This window comes from Mesorhizobium sp. M0626 (assembly GCF_040320665.1).
Lineage (GTDB): Bacteria > Pseudomonadota > Alphaproteobacteria > Rhizobiales > Rhizobiaceae > Mesorhizobium.
Map to the genome: position 1 here is coordinate 357,569 of NZ_JAMYQD010000001.1, position 17,444 is coordinate 375,012.

At 59.6% G+C, this 17,444-nt stretch carries 15 protein-coding genes and 2 pseudogenes; 10 read left to right on the top strand and 7 right to left on the bottom strand.

The genetic code is table 11. The annotated features are described in order from the left end of the window. Window positions 1–67: 67 nt before the first annotated feature. From NKI37_RS01880 to NKI37_RS01890, 3 genes and pseudogenes are all read right to left on the bottom strand, one after another. Window positions 68–256, bottom strand: a complete 189-nt coding sequence (locus NKI37_RS01880) for a hypothetical protein (protein ID WP_023699951.1) — start codon at window positions 254–256, stop codon at window positions 68–70. Window positions 257–656: 400 nt separating this feature from the next. Continuing rightward, window positions 657–785: pseudogene (locus tag NKI37_RS01885) on the bottom strand (metal-sensing transcriptional repressor); the annotation flags it as partial. Window positions 786–1,750: 965 nt separating this feature from the next. Next, the gene (locus NKI37_RS01890; protein WP_352788227.1) at window positions 1,751–2,689 is read right to left on the bottom strand and encodes a LysR family transcriptional regulator; all 939 of its coding nucleotides are present in this window, start codon (window positions 2,687–2,689) and stop codon (window positions 1,751–1,753) included. A gap of 269 nt (window positions 2,690–2,958) precedes the next feature. Here NKI37_RS01890 and NKI37_RS01895 point away from each other — a divergent pair, with 269 nt between their 5' ends. The 4 genes from NKI37_RS01895 to NKI37_RS01910 all read left to right on the top strand — a co-directional run bounded on the left by NKI37_RS01895 (window position 2,959) and on the right by NKI37_RS01910 (window position 6,605). Further along, window positions 2,959–3,618, top strand: coding sequence for an ABC transporter permease (locus tag NKI37_RS01895; protein ID WP_023683618.1), 660 nt, complete (start codon window positions 2,959–2,961; stop codon window positions 3,616–3,618). A 12-nt stretch (window positions 3,619–3,630) separates the two neighbouring features. Then, window positions 3,631–4,380: an ABC transporter permease gene (locus NKI37_RS01900; RefSeq protein ID WP_023694078.1), complete on the top strand. Its 750-nt coding sequence runs from the start codon at window positions 3,631–3,633 to the stop codon at window positions 4,378–4,380. A gap of 50 nt (window positions 4,381–4,430) precedes the next feature. Further along, window positions 4,431–5,279, top strand: coding sequence for a transporter substrate-binding domain-containing protein (locus NKI37_RS01905; protein ID WP_352788225.1), 849 nt, complete (start codon window positions 4,431–4,433; stop codon window positions 5,277–5,279). Between the two features lie 72 nt (window positions 5,280–5,351). Beyond that, window positions 5,352–6,605 carry a CapA family protein gene (locus tag NKI37_RS01910; RefSeq protein WP_352458985.1) on the top strand — a complete coding sequence of 418 codons (1,254 nt, stop codon included), beginning with the start codon at window positions 5,352–5,354 and terminating at the stop codon, window positions 6,603–6,605. Window positions 6,606–6,621: 16 nt separating this feature from the next. Here NKI37_RS01910 and NKI37_RS01915 read toward each other — a convergent pair whose 3' ends face one another. After that, window positions 6,622–7,134, bottom strand: a complete 513-nt coding sequence (locus NKI37_RS01915; protein ID WP_352788222.1) for a helix-turn-helix domain-containing protein — start codon at window positions 7,132–7,134, stop codon at window positions 6,622–6,624. 142 nt (window positions 7,135–7,276) lie between these two features. Here NKI37_RS01915 and NKI37_RS01920 point away from each other — a divergent pair, with 142 nt between their 5' ends. From NKI37_RS01920 to NKI37_RS01935, 4 genes are all read left to right on the top strand, one after another. Next, complete coding sequence (locus tag NKI37_RS01920; RefSeq protein ID WP_023694075.1) at window positions 7,277–7,513, top strand: helix-turn-helix domain-containing protein; 237 nt, start codon at window positions 7,277–7,279, stop codon at window positions 7,511–7,513. A 993-nt stretch (window positions 7,514–8,506) separates the two neighbouring features. Beyond that, a complete protein-coding gene (locus tag NKI37_RS01925; RefSeq protein WP_023685736.1) occupies window positions 8,507–10,009 on the top strand; it encodes a winged helix-turn-helix domain-containing tetratricopeptide repeat protein in 1,503 nt (500 codons plus the stop codon). Window positions 10,010–10,196: 187 nt separating this feature from the next. Beyond that, entirely contained in the window at window positions 10,197–11,030 is an 834-nt protein-coding gene (locus NKI37_RS01930; RefSeq protein WP_245260658.1) for a thermonuclease family protein, read from the top strand. Window positions 11,031–11,264: 234 nt separating this feature from the next. Then, window positions 11,265–11,957, top strand: coding sequence for an SOS response-associated peptidase (locus tag NKI37_RS01935; RefSeq protein ID WP_023827732.1), 693 nt, complete (start codon window positions 11,265–11,267; stop codon window positions 11,955–11,957). A gap of 202 nt (window positions 11,958–12,159) precedes the next feature. Here the strand turns inward: NKI37_RS01935 and NKI37_RS01940 are convergent, their stop codons facing one another. Next, window positions 12,160–13,002 carry a plasmid partitioning protein RepB C-terminal domain-containing protein gene (locus NKI37_RS01940; RefSeq protein WP_245263171.1) on the bottom strand — a complete coding sequence of 281 codons (843 nt, stop codon included), beginning with the start codon at window positions 13,000–13,002 and terminating at the stop codon, window positions 12,160–12,162. Further along, window positions 12,996–14,600, bottom strand: a complete 1,605-nt coding sequence (locus tag NKI37_RS01945) for a recombinase family protein (protein ID WP_084634068.1) — start codon at window positions 14,598–14,600, stop codon at window positions 12,996–12,998. Before NKI37_RS01945 ends, NKI37_RS01940 begins: the two co-directional genes overlap by 7 nt. 114 nt (window positions 14,601–14,714) lie before the next feature. On the opposite strand from NKI37_RS01945, the pseudogene NKI37_RS01950 reads away from it, so the two are divergent. Continuing rightward, window positions 14,715–15,040 (top strand): annotated as a pseudogene (locus tag NKI37_RS01950) (type II toxin-antitoxin system HicB family antitoxin); the annotation flags it as partial. A gap of 184 nt (window positions 15,041–15,224) precedes the next feature. Beyond that, on the top strand, window positions 15,225–15,542 hold the full coding sequence (locus tag NKI37_RS01955) for a YMGG-like glycine zipper-containing protein (RefSeq protein ID WP_023690487.1): 318 nt from the start codon (window positions 15,225–15,227) through the stop codon (window positions 15,540–15,542). Window positions 15,543–16,460: 918 nt separating this feature from the next. Here the strand turns inward: NKI37_RS01955 and NKI37_RS01960 are convergent. Continuing rightward, window positions 16,461–17,339, bottom strand: a complete 879-nt coding sequence (locus NKI37_RS01960) for a YihY/virulence factor BrkB family protein (protein ID WP_352628667.1) — start codon at window positions 17,337–17,339, stop codon at window positions 16,461–16,463. Window positions 17,340–17,444 lie beyond the last annotated feature (105 nt).

Below are 17,444 nucleotides of genomic sequence, written 5' to 3' on the forward strand. Positions count from 1 at the left end.
CAATCTCTATAGGCCCAACGAAGCCCTTTCTTCAATCAAAAACGACCATACGGCATACGCCAAATGGCTATTCGGCGGGCCGCTCGACGGCGGCTTCGTCGACCTCGGCTTCCATCTCGTCTTTGACGGTCTTGGTCTTACCAAAACCAGCCATCGCCACACCGTCAAAGCCCTGCAGCCACGCATCGGCATGTTCCTGCCAGTAAGCTGGCGCCTCACGCTCCTTGCCATCCTTGCGCGCTTGGGCGCCGTACATCCAGGCGTAGGTGGCGCGCTATTTCTTAGGCACGGCCATTTCCATCATCCTCCCAGAAATCCAGCAGCCTTGCGTGCCGCAGCTTCTCATCGCCTTTTCCTAAGAAAGGAGAGGGTCTGTGGACAGCTGTGGCTCTATCCGGCGTAAGTTGCCAGACCGCTACGCTGGCGAGGGCAAGGCCCGCTGCGCCTTCGATTGCTCGCGATATGGTATCGAACAGCCGTGGCCTGCTGTCGAAAAAATGCACCAGGCGCTCCCGAAACAAGATCGACAGTACCGCCACGCTGGACAGCGTTAGGGCCACGCCCACCATCATGGTGATTGCGAACAGAATTCCAGCTCCCGGCACCCCTCTGGAAATCGCGAAGGTCATGACAAAAAGGGTCAGCGGGCACGGAATCAAACCGCGCGCCAGGTCTAGGCAGGATCGCTGCGCCTCGAACATGCCAAGCACGGATGCAAGATGCCCCTGTGCGCGCTTTAAGCGCTTCACGATAGCCGGATGAGAACTATGGATGCCTTCGGACATGCCCACCGGTATCCCCCCAGGGAGGATGCGTCAAGTATGATGTGAGCGCAGATCGGCTCTTGATCAGCCACCCCGCAGAGCGTGTATCCATGGCGCTGAATGGTTCCGGAAATTGGAATCTGGGCTTGAAAGGGCTGGCCCCTGTGCAATACAGGAACCAGCCATTAATCCTACCAACTCAATGAACCGTCCAACTTTATGGGGTCAGTTCACGACCGGGCCTTTCTTTGCGTGGTGAAACTGAAGAAGCCCGTCGGTCCGATCAGCGGGCTTTGTGATGAGGATGGCCCGCGCCTGCTTCCGAGGCTGCGCGGGCCGACCATGGACGCATCTTGGTCACCGGCCGGACCGCTGAAGAACGAGCCGGGTGTGACCGAACTGCCTTGGAGCGGGAATGTTCCCGGCTGACGCAAAAAGCCCGCCAGCATGAGCCGGCGGGCAATCGATCTGGAGTAGCTGGACTCATCCAGCATAGTTCAACGACGGCGGAAGGTTCGGTAGCAACCCGCGCTCGTCGCTCCCCAAGGATCCAGGGAGCGGCGAGTTGTTGCCCTGCGAGCGCGACACAGAAACTTCGCCGCGCCATGAAAGGACGGCGTGGAGCGCGCAAGCTCTGCAACAAGCTGCCGGCGCTCTGGGAGGTCTGTCCGCTTTTCGGATTGCCAGTGCCAGTCCAGACCAGCACCCTGCCTGGTGAGCGTAATCCCGCAATTGCCTGCGCTGAAGGCGGCGTAGGGCCGCCCATTGGGCGAGACTGGACTTCTAGACTGGAAGCCACCAATTCCTGCACCGCTTCGGGAACGGCCAACGGCACCATCTGCGCCGGATAGGGGCCGTCGATCCAGCCGTTCGCGGAGCGCTCGCTATCGGTTTGGCCGTTCAGGCTAGCCATTCGCGTCACTTCGCAGAAAGCCTCCCGGTTGGGCCTTATGCGGCACGTCCCAACCGAAATAGACCATGGCCGGCTAGGACGACGTCTGGAGAAACTGTTGCTCTCTCGTCGGCGTCTTCGAAAACGCTGTGATTATCGCCTCGAGCGATACATTCAAGGCGTTGGAAAAGGTCCTGCCCCTCTGCCAAATCGCTACGTAGTGATAGAGCGCGGACGGTTCCACTGGCCTTACTCCCAGCTGAAACGCCGCGTACTCACGTGCGATGATCTCGTTTGTGATCGAAATGCCCAGGCCAGCCGAAACGTATCCGGCTTCGTGACCGTTGCAATCGAATTCCACCAGTATGTCCGGCTCAACGCCGGCGAAGCGCAAGGCATTGAAGTTCATCTGGTGGGCGGCATACTGGGGATCGATATCGACGATCGTTTCGCCTGCCAGGTCTTGCGCCTCGATACAGGTCTGTTTTGAAAAGCGGTGGTCGGGATGAAAAATGCATACGTTTCGTGCCGACCCAAGCGGCGCCCATTCAAACAAGCCTGGATCCAGAGGCAGTCTCGAAATTCCAAGATCGGCGCGGCCGGCCAGGATGTGTTCGCCGATCTGCTCGTAGCTTCCAGAAATCGACCGGACATTCGAAGCGGTCTGTGAGCGGATAATCGCCACGACCTTGGGCAAGGTCACGAAACCGAAAACAGAAGGCGCGGCAATCGCGATCCGCTGCTTTTCCTCGTTCTTCATCGCGAAGATCGACGCTTCCAGCCGATCCAGGGACGTCAGGGCAAGTTCTACGTTTCGCAGAAGCTCCCAAGCTTCCTGCAAGGGGACGATGCGGTTGGCTGATCGCTTGAACAGTGTGATGCCGAGCGTGGTCTCGAGTTGCTTCACATGTTGACTGACGGCCGGCTGGCTTATCCCGAGCGCTGCCGCCGCCCGCCTTGTCGAACCGGCCCGCAACACTTCCCGGAAGACCTTCAGTTGACGGAGCTTGAGGTCGCTCTGCAACAACTCCATTCCCTGCGCGCCTTTCCCTGATAACCACCCGGCGGCAGACAACGCCAACCTGGGGAGCAACGAACTGCCTCAGTATATAACGACGCGTTATAGATAAAATAATAAAAGTTATAGATTGAGTGTGTAATTTCAAGCGTTAGAATTGGCCAGTATCTCAAGTTAACTCCACATTAGAAATATAACAACTCGCAACCTTGGGTTATATGGTTTGGTCTCGGCAATAAAGACCGACATATCCTGCGGCAATTGCGAGCCGAGGAAAGCGCCCCATGGGTGGTTTTACTACTCAGTTTGTTGTCGCACTTACCGTGACCATAAGCCTGGCTCTTGTCAGCGGCTGCCTGGGTACGGCATTCGGGCTGTTTTTGGCGATTTCGAAGGGCACGGCAAAGCCGCGCCTCAACGCGGTCGTGGCCGCCTACACCACAGTCGTCCGTGGTGTACCAGAACTTCTCGTTATCCTGCTCATCTACTTCGGCGGAACCACGCTCGCCAGCAAGATCGCCGGCCGGTATGTCGAGGTGAACGCATTCACCGCAGGGGTTATCGCGCTCTCGGTCATTTTCAGCGGTTATGCGACCGAAGTGTTTCGCGGCGCGATTGCGGCAGTGCCAGCGGGCCAAACCGAAGCGGCAAAGTCGCTTGGGCTGAACGCCTGGCAGCGCTGGATGTTCGTCATCGGTCCGCAGATGCTGCGGCTGGCGCTGCCTGCCTATGGCAATCTCTGGATTTCGCTCTTCAAGGATACCGCACTGGTCTCGATCGTCGGCCTGACCGACATCATGCGCGTTGCGTATGTGGGGGCCGGATCCTTGCGCGCACCATTGACTTTCTACCTTGCGGCCTCCGCTCTCTATCTCTCGCTGACCACCGTCACGTTGCTGTCGATCCGGCTGACTGAGCGGCGCTATCCGGCTCTCGGCCGGTAGGAGGGAAGGCCCATGAACCTCGGCTTGATATTTGACGCACTGGTTGTCTTGCCTTCGGGCGTTGGTCTCACTTTGACCCTGACGGTCTTGTCGCTGACGGCCGGATTTCTTCTTTCCGTGCCGCTGGCCTTCATCCGCGCGTTCGGACGTCCCGGCTTCTCGCTCGCGGTGCTCGCATACACCTATGTGATCCGCGGAACGCCGATGCTGGTTCAGCTCTTTCTGCTCTACTACGGCCTCGCTCAGATCGAGGCGGTGCGAACAAGCATCTTCTGGGTGATCCTGCGCGACCCCTTCTGGTGTGCCCTTCTGACATTTTCGCTGAACAGCGCGGCACACACCACCGAGATCCTGTGCCGCGGTCTCCAGTCCGTGCCGAAGGGTGTCACCGAGGCGGCCACATCTCTCGGCTTGAAACGCTTCCAGATCGCTCGCCTGGTCACCTTCCCGATCGCTTTCAGGATATCGCTCCCGGCCTACGGCAACGAGATCGTCGGGATGATCAAGGGCTCGTCGCTCGCGAGCACCGTGACGCTGCTTGAGATCACCGGCATGGCGAGACAGATGGTGTCGACCACGTTCGCGCCGTACGAAATCTTCATCGTCGCCGGAGCGATCTACCTATCGCTCACCTCGATCGCGGTGAAAGCGATCCAGTTGCTGGAGCGATGGCTGTCGACCGACGGCCATCCGGTTCGCCGACGAAAGGCGCGATTGCGCCCCGCCCTACCTGACCCAGAGATCACGACGCCCCTGCCCTGACGCCTAGGTTCTGGGCTCCCCTTTCCATCCAACCAACGAAGAGGTGCATCATGCGCATACCCCTGGCTATTGCTGTTTCTATCGTATCCCTGATGTCGGCAGTCCCGGCGAGCGCGCAAAGCGAGCGCGTCATATCGATTGCCGCTGAAGGCGCCTCGCCGCCCTGGGACGGCACCGACGCGAACGGTCAACTCTATGGCTACGATATCGATGTTGGGCAGGAGCTGTGCCGTCGGATCGAGATCAAATGTACCTTCGTCCCGCAGGATTGGGACGGGATCATCCCGGCACTGCTTGTCGGCAAGTTCGACGTGATCATGTCTGGCATGGCGATCACGGAAAAACGCAAGCAGTCGATCGCGTTCTCGATCCCCTACGCCACCGGCTTCAACCAGTTCGTGGTGCGCAAGGACCTGGGTCTCGACGCCGGCGACACCAAGGAAAAGGTCAACCTTTCGACCATCGGCGACAAAGAGAAGGCAACCATCGAGCGCCTCAGATCGACACTCGCCGGCAAGGCGATCGGAGCCTTGCGCTCGTCCAATTCGGAAGCAGTCGTGAAGGAAATGCTGGGCGATGTCGTGACCATTCGCAGTTATGACAGCCAGGACAACATGAAGCTCGATCTTGCCGCGGGTCGCATCGACGGCGGCCTCGCCGACTATTTCACCTGGCGCGATTTTCTGGAGACGCCTGCCGGCTCGGATGTGGTGTTTTTCGGCCCTGAACTGAAGGGTGGGCTCTGGGGGCCGGGCGTCGGCACCGGCATGCGCAAGGACGATACCGAGTTGCTCGCCAAGTTCAACGCGGCCATCGACGCGGCCACCAAGGATGGGACGATCAAAGCGCTGAGCCTGAAATGGTTCAAGAGCGATATCTCACCCGCCGTCTCCCAATAGGCGGCAACCGACTTCGACATTTGACGTGGCGCTGGCCGGAACGCCAGCGTCCCCTCCTTTAAGGCGAGCACCATGAAAGATTTCTGCGCGGTCGTTACCGGCCAATGCCTGATCAAGCACGACATCCGTGACGTAGTCAAAGACGAACGCTTCATCGCGGTTACAAACTTCCTGCGCCAAGGCGACATCGTCTTCACCAACTTCGAGTCGACGATCCTGGGCAAGCACGGCGGGTGGCCGACCAAGGGCAAATACTTCGGATATTCCAGGGCTGAAGTGCTCGACGCATTGCAGGCCATCGGTTTCAACGCGCTTGCGCTCGCAAACAACCACGCCTTCGATCTCGGCGCTGGCGGCATCCTGTCGACGCTGGAGGAGGTGGAAGCGCGCGGTTTCCTGCACGCCGGCATCGGGGCCAACGAGACGGACGCGAGGAAACCGGGCCGCCGCCAGCTGGGCGCGCCCAAGGTCGCGCTTCTTGCGATGGATGCGGGCCCTGGTCCCACCAACATGTATGCCGAAGACCGCACGGCCTTCCGACCGGCTCGGCCCGGCGTCAATCGTCTGAACACCGTCCGCAAGATAGGGGTGCCGGACGGACATTTCGGCAGACTGGCAAGGCTCGGCGCGCATTTGCAAAGCTCCCCCTTTGAACTGGCCAACTATGCGCAACCGGAGGACCCGGTAGAGGTGTCGGCCGGCAAGGAGATCAATTTCTACGGTACCGTATTCGCGCAGGCCGCCGATTTCGGCCGTCTGATCGAAGTCGATCAGCGGAGCGCGAGTGTCCATCTGTCCGCCATCCGGCACGCGGCGGCACAAGGCGATTTCGTCATTGCCTATCTGCACCACCATCATTGGGAACCAGGCTGGCAGGACGTGCCGCGCTGGGTGCAGACCTTTGCCAGGATGTGCATCGACGCCGGCGCCAACCTGTTCGTCAGCCACGGCGCTCCGGTGCTCCAGGCCGTGGAAATCTACAATGGCTCCCCAATCTTTTACGGCCTCGGAAACTTCCTGTTCCACGTCCACCCCGACGAAACCGAATGGGACCCACCGGAAGTCTGGCAAAGCATCGTCGCCGCGTGCTGCTATGATGCGAGCGGAAACCTCGCAGAAATAGATCTCCTCCCCGTCATGATCGGGGCCGAAACTCAGTCTCCCGGATCAGCAACGGACAGGCTGGTGCCCGTCGCCGTCACGGGAAGCGCGGCGCAAGACATCCTCGAGGGATTCGCGACCCGCTCGCGGGCGTTCGGCGTCGAAATCGAAGTGTCCTCGGCTTGCGGCCGCATCGCCCTGCCCGCTACCCGAAAATTTGGCTGACAGGCCCGACCGACTGTCAGACGGTCTTGCATTCGGCCGGCGCAGACTCGCCGGGTGTCTCGCGTTCCGCCTTCGTGTCTAGCAGGGCCAGTTCTTCTCCTAACGCTGAGATCAGGGACGAGACGCGACCGCGCACACGGGGCGGAAGTTTCACTAGCCCTTCAATCAGGCGCCGACCCTCCGCGCTGGCAATAAAATCCAGGCGCTCATCGACCGGGAGGGGCCGCGCCTCGACGCGGGCCTCATCGTTTCCCGGCAGCCCTTCGAAGAAGCGGCTGACAGGAACGCCGAGCGAGCTGGCGATCTCGTAGAGCATCGACGCGCTCACGCGATTCCGCGCGTTCTCGTATTTCTGGAGCTGCTGGAAACTGATGCCTATCGATCGGGCAAGCTGGGCCTGCGATACGTCCGATTGGACCCGAACCGTCGCAATCTGCCTGCCGACATGCTGATCGGCGGGATGAGGATCACTGTCGATCTTTGGCTTCTGCCCTGTCCGAAGGAGGACGAAGCGCTGCGGTTTCAACAAGGCTTTTCGATGCTCCATTAGCCAGCCGACAGAGAGTCTGTCGGTACGTTATCTGAAAGCCGAATCGCCATTTCGTATACCTTATAGGGTGTAAAAGAACCCTATCGGTAGCAAAGAAAATCTGCCTGCCAATTGTGGACCCATGGTCAGTCCACGACAGATTCGAGCCGCACGAGCTTTGCTGGGTTGGTCTCAGCAGGAACTCGCTGACAAGGCTATTGTTTCGCTTAACGCGCTGGTCCGGTTGGAAAACGGCAAGGTGGATTCCCGGATTAGCACTTTGCAGGCCATTGAAGCGGCCCTGACAAAAGCGGGGGTCGAATTCTTGTCTGTAGGGCAGAGAGGTGAAGGTGTCCGGCTCTTAAATCCTCGGGCTTGATAGTGAGTTTGGCGGTCTGGTTTCTGTTCAGGTCCTGCTGCTGAAGGCACACCCATCCAGTCTGTTCATGAGCCTGCCGACATCCGCACCGCGCGCTACTGCAGGACTAATTGATCGGCTCGCGCCCGGATCGCTGTAAGCAAATGCGCTTAGGCTGAGTCTCGCAGCTGCATTTGTCGTTCCCACAATTGCTCTCCTGCGGGTGACGAGAGACAAAGTCATGGTATTGTCGGAATCAGCCACGATCCGAACTCCACACAGCTTGGGTTGTGGCTAGGCCGAACGACGTGTTGTTGCACGACGTTCGGTCACGAAGAGTGAACCACATTACGTACATACCGTACATTACGGACACCGCTATTGTCAAACGTTCCTGATCCTGTCGACAACAAAACTGAACGCTTCGAGTTGCGGCTCTCGACCGACCTACTTGCTCGCGTAGACGAATGGCGTCGCACTCAGCCAGATCTTCCCACCAGATCGGAAGCGTTCCGGCGATTGGTGGAGGCTGGTCTAGCTTTGAAATAGGTTGCGGCCTGGTAGAAATCATCTCGAGTGCGCTTGGCGAGCAGAATATAACTCGCCTGGCCATTTTGCTAAGCTAGTACCCGTTGAACCGGGTGCGGTGGCCAAACGGCACCTGCGACGAGTGAAACTACCGAAAACGGGAGTCATGACCGAACCAGGTCGCGATATTTCGTCGTCCAGTCGCTTCGCCGCCCGCTGTCCTGGCCGTCTCGCGTACTGGCGCCTGGCACCCAGCCGCATGCATAGCTCGGCCATGCTGCTGAAAAGGCACCCTTGCTTCTCCACCCATGGCCCGAAATGGCCGCGCGGCAATGCCGCCTTGTTGCGCAGCGGCCAGCGCCCGATCGCTATCTTCTGATCGATGGACAGGTGGCCGCGTTCTGGGCATAGGCCTCGAAAGCGCCCCGGGGATTAAAGCGGTGCCGACACTGTTCCGAAATCCGCCGGAACGTCTAATATGCCCAGATGCAGGCGACACGCATCGCTTTTGGTCCGTTCGTACTCGATCCCGACATCGGGACGCTCCTGAAAGAGCAGATCCCGATCGTTGTTGGGCATCGTGGGCTGACGCTGCTTGCTGCGCTCACGGCCCGGCCCGGCGAGATCCTGACCAAGGCCGAACTGATGGACGCTGCCTGGCCGGGAACCGCCGTTGAGGAAGGCAACCTTACGGTCCAAATAGCGACACTGAGAAAGGCACTCGGTCCGGCTGACAACGGCGGCGAGTGGATCGCCACGGTGCCTCGCGTCGGCTACCGCTTCACCGGGACTGTCGAGCCGGTGGCGAGCGCATCCCGCAGAGCGATACCAGAGTCCGGCAAGCCGTCGATTGCGGTCCTGCCTTTTGCCAATTTGAGCGGCGATCAGGACCAGCAGTATCTCAGCGATGGCATAACCGAGGACATAATTACGGAGCTGGCCAGGTTCCGCTCCCTCCTTGTCATCGCGCGCAATTCATCTTTTCAGTTTCGCCATCCGGCATTGGACATTGCCGAAGCCCATCGCAAACTCGGAGTTCGCTACCTCGTCGAAGGCAGCATGCGAAAGCTCGGTGATCGCATTCGGATCACCACACAATTGATTGACGCCGCCACCGGCACCCACCTGTGGGCCCAACGGTACGACAGGGCCCTCGACGACATCTTCGCATTGCAAGACGAGGTTGCGGCTCTCATCGCCTCGATGGTCGAAGGCCGGGCGGAGGCCGATTCGACGAGCCGGACAAGACGCAAGCCTCCCGCCGATTGGGATGCATACGACTATTACCTGCAGGGGCGCGCGCAGTTCTACCGGTATGAACTGGACATGGCCGAGCCCCTATTCGTCCGGTGTGTCGAGCTCGATTCGACGTTCGCTCAAGGCCACGGCTTCCTCGCGCAGGCCCTCGTCGGCAGATTTTGGTACGACAACGATCCGCGGACGCTACAGAAGGCCTGGGAGTCGGCACGAACGGCGCTCGCTCTCGACAGGAGCGATGGCGTCTGTCACCAGAGCATGGGGCTGGTGCTTACGCACATGCGCCAGCACAGCGATGCGGGAGTGCATTTCGAGCAAGCGCGCTCGTTGAACCCGCTAGACATGAACATAGCGGGGGACTATGCAAGCTGGCTCAACTACGGCGGACGGGCCGAGATGGCGCTGAACGTGCTCGAAACTGCGCTCCTGCGCGACCCGTTACCTCCAATTTGGTTCTGGGAGGTGAAGGGCAGCTCCCTCTTCCTGCTTGGAAGGTACGTGGAGGCCATCAGTTCGTACCAGAAGGCCGGCGACCAATTCTTCATTCATGCGTTCCTCGCAGCGGCGTACGCACATTTGGGCGAGACGCAGAAGGCGCGCGTTGAAGTCGAGGAAGCACTGACGAGGAAACACGACCTGACTGTCCGGTTGTTTTCAGGTTTCCCGTTCGCCGACCAGGTTGCCCTCGAGCTTTTTATGTCAGGCTTCAGAAAGGCGGGTTTTCCCGCGTGAATGCACCTTCGGGAGCGCGCCGGTCAGGCCCGACAGCCGAATGCACCCCAACAGGCCATCGAACCCGCTTAACCGAGATCGAAGTCGAGGGCGTCGGCACGCATCGGCTTCCGCGCTAGCATTCCGCGCGTCTCGTCTTCTGGACTCTTTGTTGAAACAGTCGCATCCTCCCTGCGGGGAAGAGGGCGTGGACAAATACCGATACGACAATCGATCTGATCGCTGGCGAAAGCGAGCCGGTGCCAAGCATAGCCGTGCGCACCGATGGGCGAATGTGCCGCGGCGCCTGATTTTGGTGACTGCGGTAGCGGCTGGCGCTCTGGTCGCGCAAACCGCCATCCAGCACAGCGAAAGTTTGCCAGAGATCAATGCATCGAACTGGTTCGGCTCGAAGCCGGCGCCGATCGCCGGTGTCGCGTCTGTGATCGACGGCGACACGATCGAGATCCACGGACAGCGCATCCGCTTGAACGGCATCGATGCGCCCGAGAGTAAGCAATATTGCGACGACGGTAAGGGCTTCGAATACGCCTGCGGGCGCCATGCTGCCCAAGCCTTGCACGAGTTCCTGGCTGCATCGCGTCCGTTGCACTGCAGCTTTGTTAACCGAGACCGGTACGGCCGGCTTGTTGGGGATTGCGATCGCGCCGACGGTCGCAACGTCCAGAGCTGGCTTGTCGAGCGGGGCTTGGCACTAGATTGGCCGCGCTACAGCCACGGAGCCTACGCAGGACAGCAGGCGAAGGCCCAGGCAGCGAAGGTCGGTCTGTGGGCTGGGGCGTTTCAGGCACCATGGGATTGGCGCGCAGAGCATGCGAACGGCACCACCAAGCCGTCTGCAAAACAACCACTCGGCATGATGAGCAATGGGCAGGTGGCGCAGAGCTATTCTTGTCAGCCGCGGCGAACTTGTCCCCAGATCAGTTCGTGCGATGAGGCTAATTGGTACTTGGCCAACTGCTCTTGGGGCGGCAAGCTCGACCGCGACAAGGACGGCGTTCCTTGCGAGAGCCTTTGCTAAGTCGGCAGTGAGAGGGACATGGCATGATCGTTGTCGGCTTTGCCTTTTTGCCTCCACAGCGCACACCAAGGCGAACTCTGCGGTCGCCCAGAGCCTTCCGCAAGGCTACTAAGGCAATCAATCGGCCACCGCCGCCGAGAAACGCAGCGTCTGGCGCCGCAGCGACGAGTATAGGAGAATTCCGACCTTGGCCCGCTCAGCGTGCCTGAACTCCTGCGCAACTGAGGCAGAGCGATGTGCGGACGTTACACCAAATATCTGTCGTGGTCGGAAATCCACCGGCTCTACCGCCTGACTGCGCCGGCGGAGACGGGCCGCAACGACGAGCCCCGGTACAACATCGCGCCGACTCAGGATGTCCCATTCGTCACTGCCGGTGAGGATGGCAACCACCGGCTGCGTGAAGGGCGCTGGTGGCTGGTCCCTTTCTGGGCAAAGGAAATGCCCAAGGCGGCTATGTTCAATGCCAGGATTGAGGGCATCGATACAGCGCCCGCCTTCCGCGACGCCTACAAGTCCAAGCGCTGCCTGATCCCTGCCGATGGCTTCTACGAGTGGACGATATCGCCTGCCGACGGCAAGAAAGACCCTTGGCACATCTACCAGCCAGGCCACGCGCCTTTCTCGTTCGCCGGGCTTTGGGCTTACAATTCCAATCTCGACATAACCAGCTGCACCATCATCACCGAGCCTGCCGCAGAACCGATGAAGCAGTTGCATGATCGGCAGCCTCTCATTCTCGACCCGGCCTACTATGACGCCTGGCTGGACCCGGCGACGCCCAAGGACAGCCTCAAGGACATTCTCAGCCACGACATCGACGGTCAGCTGCAGTTCAACCGCGTTGGACGTGAGGTGAACACGAGCGCCGTCAACAAGTTGCCCAACGACCATCCCGGCCTGGTCGGGCCGATCAACCCGTTATGAGCGACGAACCGAGCCGGCTTGCCGAAGGGATGACAGCGATTCCGCGCGGCCGAGAGCCGATCGAAAATCGCTTTGCGAGCATTCTGGCTGCGGCAAGCTCGGCGGGTTTGGGTTTTCGAGGCCTGGACAGAAGTCACATTGGTTCTGTTGTTTGCATCCCGGCGACGGCGATCGGTTTGTATAGGAGTTGACGTCCGACCATCTAGCGCCCCTGTTCGAGGCATGGCATCGAGAAGCTGTGAAACTCTTCAAAATGCCCCGGAAAGGTCCGGGCGAGATACCGCACCACTCTGGAATTATCCATCAACCGGTCGAAAAAGCGGTTGGCTGCGACAAGCTCCAGGCCCACCTGGCCATGACGTTCCGCGGCGCTGAGAACCGCAAGGCTTAGCGCGCCGACATCGAGCACCATCGCGCCGCGCTGGTCTTCCGCCTGTGTGGTGATCGTTGAGAGATTAAAACCCTCGACCAGCAGGGCTTGCGGTGTCAGAGCGACGAGTAGTCTCGCGTAGGTGATCCTGACCCGGTCCATCGCCACCATCAGCCGGGCAATCTCCAATTGCCTGGCTGGCAGCACCTTCTGGAGCAACCCGAAGATTTTTGTTTTCACCGGCGCGTCCCGAAGCAGGTCGAGGACATCAGGGCAAATTCCGTTAACGGCTTTCCGGTTCTCGCCTGTCTCGGGAGCGGGTTTTCCGGGAGAGCAGAACATTTGCGGCTCGCGGGTCGCGCCACGCAACCTATGTGCCAGTAGGCTTGGCATTGTCCTGAAGCCCTCGGACACCAGCGTGGCGCAGAATTGCTTGTCGCGCATCATCAGGTGGAGCGCCGCTACTATCCGGTCTAGGCTCTGTTCAGACTTAGCCGCTTGCGTGCCGAAATCGCGCATGCGTTTGCATTCCGTATCGTAGGTCGCCAAAAATTCGTGTGAACGAAGCCTCTTCTTGGACCCTAATGCGCCAGCAACAATATTGCTCGCATGTCTGTCGCCACCCTTTTCCAACGCACGGTAGGCGGCGTCCTTGGGTAAGCGCTTGACTACCAAGCCACGCCCCCCACAGGCTCTCGCTCTGCCAGCCTGAGAATGGGATTGAGCGTGGGAAAAATATAGCTGTCCAGCGGTATCCCATTGATGGCATGCAGTTCCGATTTGCCAGCGATCTCATGCGCAGGCGCAATCAAATAATCCCGGACGGTCAGGTCGCCGGGATTCATACGGATCAGGACGAAAATGTCGGGTAGTGGCCGTTTATCGGCCTTGGAAAACCAGCGTGGATAGCCGAAGCCGGAAACCCTGCATCGGCCCATTGTAATCGCCACCGTGATCTCCTCGTTTATCCGCAGGAGGTCCATCGCCATGTCATGGGCAGCAACCCCGCCCTGCTTATCAATCGCGCCCACAAGATCCCGGATAATCTGCAGCCTCATTGATTCCAGGTGCCGGTTCACGCCGATGAAGCGGTAGTTTTTGGATGGCTCGTATCCGATCAGTTCATAGGCTTTGACAATGGTTCCAAAACGCCACTGGTAGCGTTGGGCCGGCGGGCACCCCGGATCGGCGTCGATCATGGCCAACGACAAGGCGCCACGGCGAGCCAGAAGTGCCCTAAGAGCAGCCAGCATCTCGTCGTTGGTCATGTGGCGATAGATGGTCTTGAGCACGATCTGCGCCCGGTCGAACAGTTTGCGGTCGACGATCGGCTCCAGGACGTTTTCCACCCGCACCCACTGTTCGGGGGGATTACGGACTTGATGGCTTCTCAGCCGGGCCGAATGCTTGTTCCAGACGCTGTTGCCAATGTAATTTTCGTTGGTCAGCACCGAGTGCACGGATTCCCGCGTCCATGGTCGCCCCAAATCGCTGAGCACGCCGCGTTTGTTGAGCAGTCTTGCCATCTCCAGCTCTGTCTTGCGTGTTCTGACAAAGTGACTGAAGATCCACTTCACTGTCGCAATCTCGTCAGGCGGGCCGAGCACCAGAACTATTCGATCCGTCTGCTGGCTCTTGTATTCGTGGGATGAAAGGATGCATTTTGAGCGGCCGTGTTGATCGACAAGCAGGCGCCGCAGGCCAAAGCCGGCCTTCCCGCCCTGCCGGAAGCCCAGCCGGATCAACCTTGCCTGGCCGATGAAGACTTTTTGCGAGAGCATTCTGCTCTGCTCGGCAGCCATGCTCCGTTTGATTGCTTTGAGGACGTCTGACCCGATGCTGCCGTCGTTTGCGAATTGCTCGGCGCAAAATTCGATACGCACGCCGGCCATCTGGCATCGGTATTCGTAGGCTGCGCTTTCATCAATGTTCTGAAAACGCCCCCACCGGCTTACATCATAGACCACAACCGTCTCAAAATCGGCTCGCCCACTTTCGACATCGGCCAACAGCTTCTGAAGACCGGGGCGCCCTCCAAGGTTTAAACCGCTGCGACCGAGGTCCTCGTAAGTGGCGACAATGTCGTAAGCCATGATATCGGCATAGTCGCGAATGGCATCCGCTTGGTTGTCGATCGAGTAGGTCTGGTGTTCCGTCGACATGCGCACGTACTGCGCGGCGCGAACTCTAGGCACAGTCTGGTGCCCGCCATCTAACTTTGGCACTTTCCCCACACTCTCGACCGTTGCCCAGGCAATGTCTGCCTGGGGCATGCCCAACCTACCAGGCAGCTTCCTACGGTCCCATTAGGAATACCTCGACAGTTTGTGTCGAATGGCTCGATAGTCTGATCGAGCCTCGAAGCCGCTCCTTGGGGGAACCGACCCGTGCGTCACTATATCGGATTGATCCACAAGCAAGCGGACAGCGACTTCGGCGTATCCTTTCCCGACTTTCCGGGCGTGGTCACCGCCGGCACCAGCCTCGACGACGCCCGCGCCATGGCCGAAGAGGCCCTGGCCTTCCATCTCGAAGGCCTTGTCGAGGATGGCGAAGCCATTCCCGAGCCATCATCCCTGGAAGATGTCATGTCGAACAATGACAATCTCAGCCGGGTCGCCGTCCTGGTAGCGCTCAAAGCCGAACCACAAAGGTGGTGCGCGTCAACGTCACCATTCCCGAAGATGTCCTCGACCAGATAGATCGGTATGCGATTCAAACCGAGGCGCTACCGACCTGTTCGCGAAAGCCGTTTCCGCTTTGGCAACCATTGTCTTCAAGGCCCGAGAAACCACGTCTCATTTCGTGAGCGGGCGTGCCGCCGTTTGGCCGCAATGCGCCAGCAACTGGCAACCATTCGCCCCGATCCGCGTTTGGGGCTCCAAAGGAGTTCCAAGATGATCATCAGACAAACCATTGCCGCCGTGCTCATGACTGCAGCACTTGCAGGCTGCGCGACCCAGACCGAACAGCAGCAGAGGGCAACCACAGGCGCACTCATTGGCGGCGGTGTCGGCGCCCTCGCCGGCCAGGCACTGGGCGGCAACACCGAAAGCACGGTCGTGGGTGCCGCCGGCGGCGCCTTGCTCGGCGCCGTCATCGGCCAGTCGACCACGCCGCAGCGCCGCGGCGAACAGCTTTGCCGTTACCAGGACCGCCGCGGCCGGATCTACACGGCGCCTTGCGATGATCGCTATTACAACAACGACTATTGATCCAGCCTCCCTGGAAGTGCGGCTCTCTGACGTTTGCTGCCGCTCTTCCAGGGACCCGGGATCTGTTCGGCGTTTCACAATATGAGAACGCCCGCTCAGTCCATTACACCCTCTGGCTGATGAGCTTGCGCTTGGTGCTTGCAAGGATCCCATTTCGCGGAAGCGACGTGAAGCGCTGGTTTCATGGCGCCAACAATGACATCGCATTGCCGCAGCTGAAAGTGCCGACAGCGACCATCGGCTGCGGCTGAAGAGCGGGGGTGACGGTCACGGTGCCAAGCATCAAGGTCGCCAAGCGCGCCTTGGCCAAGCCGAATGGCTTGCGCTGCATGCATAAAATGTGGGATAATTTGTTTGGTGGAGATTCTCGCTCACACCATCCAAAGGCCTCCTTCGGAGGCCTTTTTCATGTCATGGTGGCTGGCAACTGAGTGCCACAACGATTAGGTGGCACTCCCTGCCTAGGCGAAGAGTTGCACTGCCGCCAAGGTCCTTCGACCGCTTTCACGTCGTAAGCTTGGAGAACAATCCCGATGCTCAACAGCATTGCGGGCTGGCTCGATGCTGCAACTGCAATTGCCATTGTTCGGCTCCTGATTGACCTCATGAACCTATACCGCTCCGCTGCCGCCAAGAAGGCGCCGGACGGCAGGCGCGCGAGATCAAAGCCGATACGCAAGCGCCGTCCGCGTCGCCGCTGAACCGCGTCTTCCCAACCAACTCAAACTGTGACCGCGATGGTTTGACCCACCAGCGACCCGTGCACTCATCATATGGCGTCGATCGTATCCAGCTCGCGTGCCCTGCTCGGTGATGCGGTCGGCGCCGACGGGTGATGATGCGGGTGGCGTCGCGAAGGCAGCCAGCCGGCGCGCCGCGCGCCTAGTCGATTTCATCGTTAGTGGCGTATGTTGCAAGTCAAGCACTGTGAAGCACAGCGTCCAGATCGGACCTGCTGCCGTGTCGAATGGAATAGGCGCGAGTGATTTCCGCACCAAAAAGAAAAATTTCCGCCGAGTAGTAAGCCCACAGCAGGATGACGAGCAGCCCACCGGCGGCCCCATATGAGGCCGCGACCGCTCTGGAGCCTATATACCAACCGATAAGCGATTTCCCGAGCGTGAACAGGGCAGCGGTTACAACAGCGCCAATCCAGACATCCCGCCATTCCAGGGTTCGATCAGGCAAGATCTTGAAGATAGCGGCGAAAATAGCTGCGAGGAGGACAAAAGAAACGATCGCGTTGATAACGGCCAGTACAAGTGTCCCGAACGGCAACTGTGCGTTGATGAGGTTGCCTAGGGCCGAAATCGCCGCGCTCGCGACTAGAGAGACGAGCAACATGAAGCCAAGTGCGGTGACCAGTCCCAGACTTACCGCACGTGCGCGCACCAGGCGCGACAACGAACTGCCCTGCGCTTCGACCTTCCATATCATGTTCAAAGACTGCTGTATTTCGCCGAAGACCCCGGAAGCGCTCACAAGCAAGGTGATGATGCCAATCACCGCCGCCCAGGTGCCGCCGGATGGCTTTTCGGATGCGCTCTTCAATGCGGTTTGCAGGATATTTGCGCTTTCTGTACCCATCATCCCTGTGATTTGGGCGGACAATGCCGCTTGGGCTGCCTCGTGACCGAATGCGAGACCCGCAATTGCAACCACGATGAGCAGAATTGGCGCCAACGATGTTGTGGCATAAAAAGCGATTGCCGCGCCATGGCTGAGAGCATTGTCGTTGACGAACCCAACGATGGCTTCTCGCACCATTGCCCATGCATTTGTGATCGCGCGATGCATTTTGCGCCCCAGTCGAATTGGCGTTCACTAGCAATGCACCAGCACATGTGATGTTCCGGTTGCGGGCTACTAACGCCCTCAGGGGGAGCAGGCAACGTCAGTGGT

What these genes read in the sequence shown, in the direction of transcription:
- NKI37_RS01920 (WP_023694075.1), top strand. Translation starts at nt 7,277, where the DNA reads ATGGTCAGTCCACGACAGATTCGAGCCGCACGAGCTTTGCTGGGTTGG.
- NKI37_RS01880 (WP_023699951.1), bottom strand. Translation starts at nt 256, where the DNA reads ATGTACGGCGCCCAAGCGCGCAAGGATGGCAAGGAGCGTGAGGCGCCA.
- NKI37_RS01960 (WP_352628667.1), bottom strand. Translation starts at nt 17,339, where the DNA reads ATGCATCGCGCGATCACAAATGCATGGGCAATGGTGCGAGAAGCCATC.
- NKI37_RS01935 (WP_023827732.1), top strand. Translation starts at nt 11,265, where the DNA reads ATGTGCGGACGTTACACCAAATATCTGTCGTGGTCGGAAATCCACCGG.
- NKI37_RS01955 (WP_023690487.1), top strand. Translation starts at nt 15,225, where the DNA reads ATGATCATCAGACAAACCATTGCCGCCGTGCTCATGACTGCAGCACTT.
- NKI37_RS01900 (WP_023694078.1), top strand. Translation starts at nt 3,631, where the DNA reads ATGAACCTCGGCTTGATATTTGACGCACTGGTTGTCTTGCCTTCGGGC.
- NKI37_RS01890 (WP_352788227.1), bottom strand. Translation starts at nt 2,689, where the DNA reads ATGGAGTTGTTGCAGAGCGACCTCAAGCTCCGTCAACTGAAGGTCTTC.
- NKI37_RS01945 (WP_084634068.1), bottom strand. Translation starts at nt 14,600, where the DNA reads ATGCCCCAGGCAGACATTGCCTGGGCAACGGTCGAGAGTGTGGGGAAA.
- NKI37_RS01925 (WP_023685736.1), top strand. Translation starts at nt 8,507, where the DNA reads ATGCAGGCGACACGCATCGCTTTTGGTCCGTTCGTACTCGATCCCGAC.
- NKI37_RS01905 (WP_352788225.1), top strand. Translation starts at nt 4,431, where the DNA reads ATGCGCATACCCCTGGCTATTGCTGTTTCTATCGTATCCCTGATGTCG.
- NKI37_RS01910 (WP_352458985.1), top strand. Translation starts at nt 5,352, where the DNA reads ATGAAAGATTTCTGCGCGGTCGTTACCGGCCAATGCCTGATCAAGCAC.
- NKI37_RS01895 (WP_023683618.1), top strand. Translation starts at nt 2,959, where the DNA reads ATGGGTGGTTTTACTACTCAGTTTGTTGTCGCACTTACCGTGACCATA.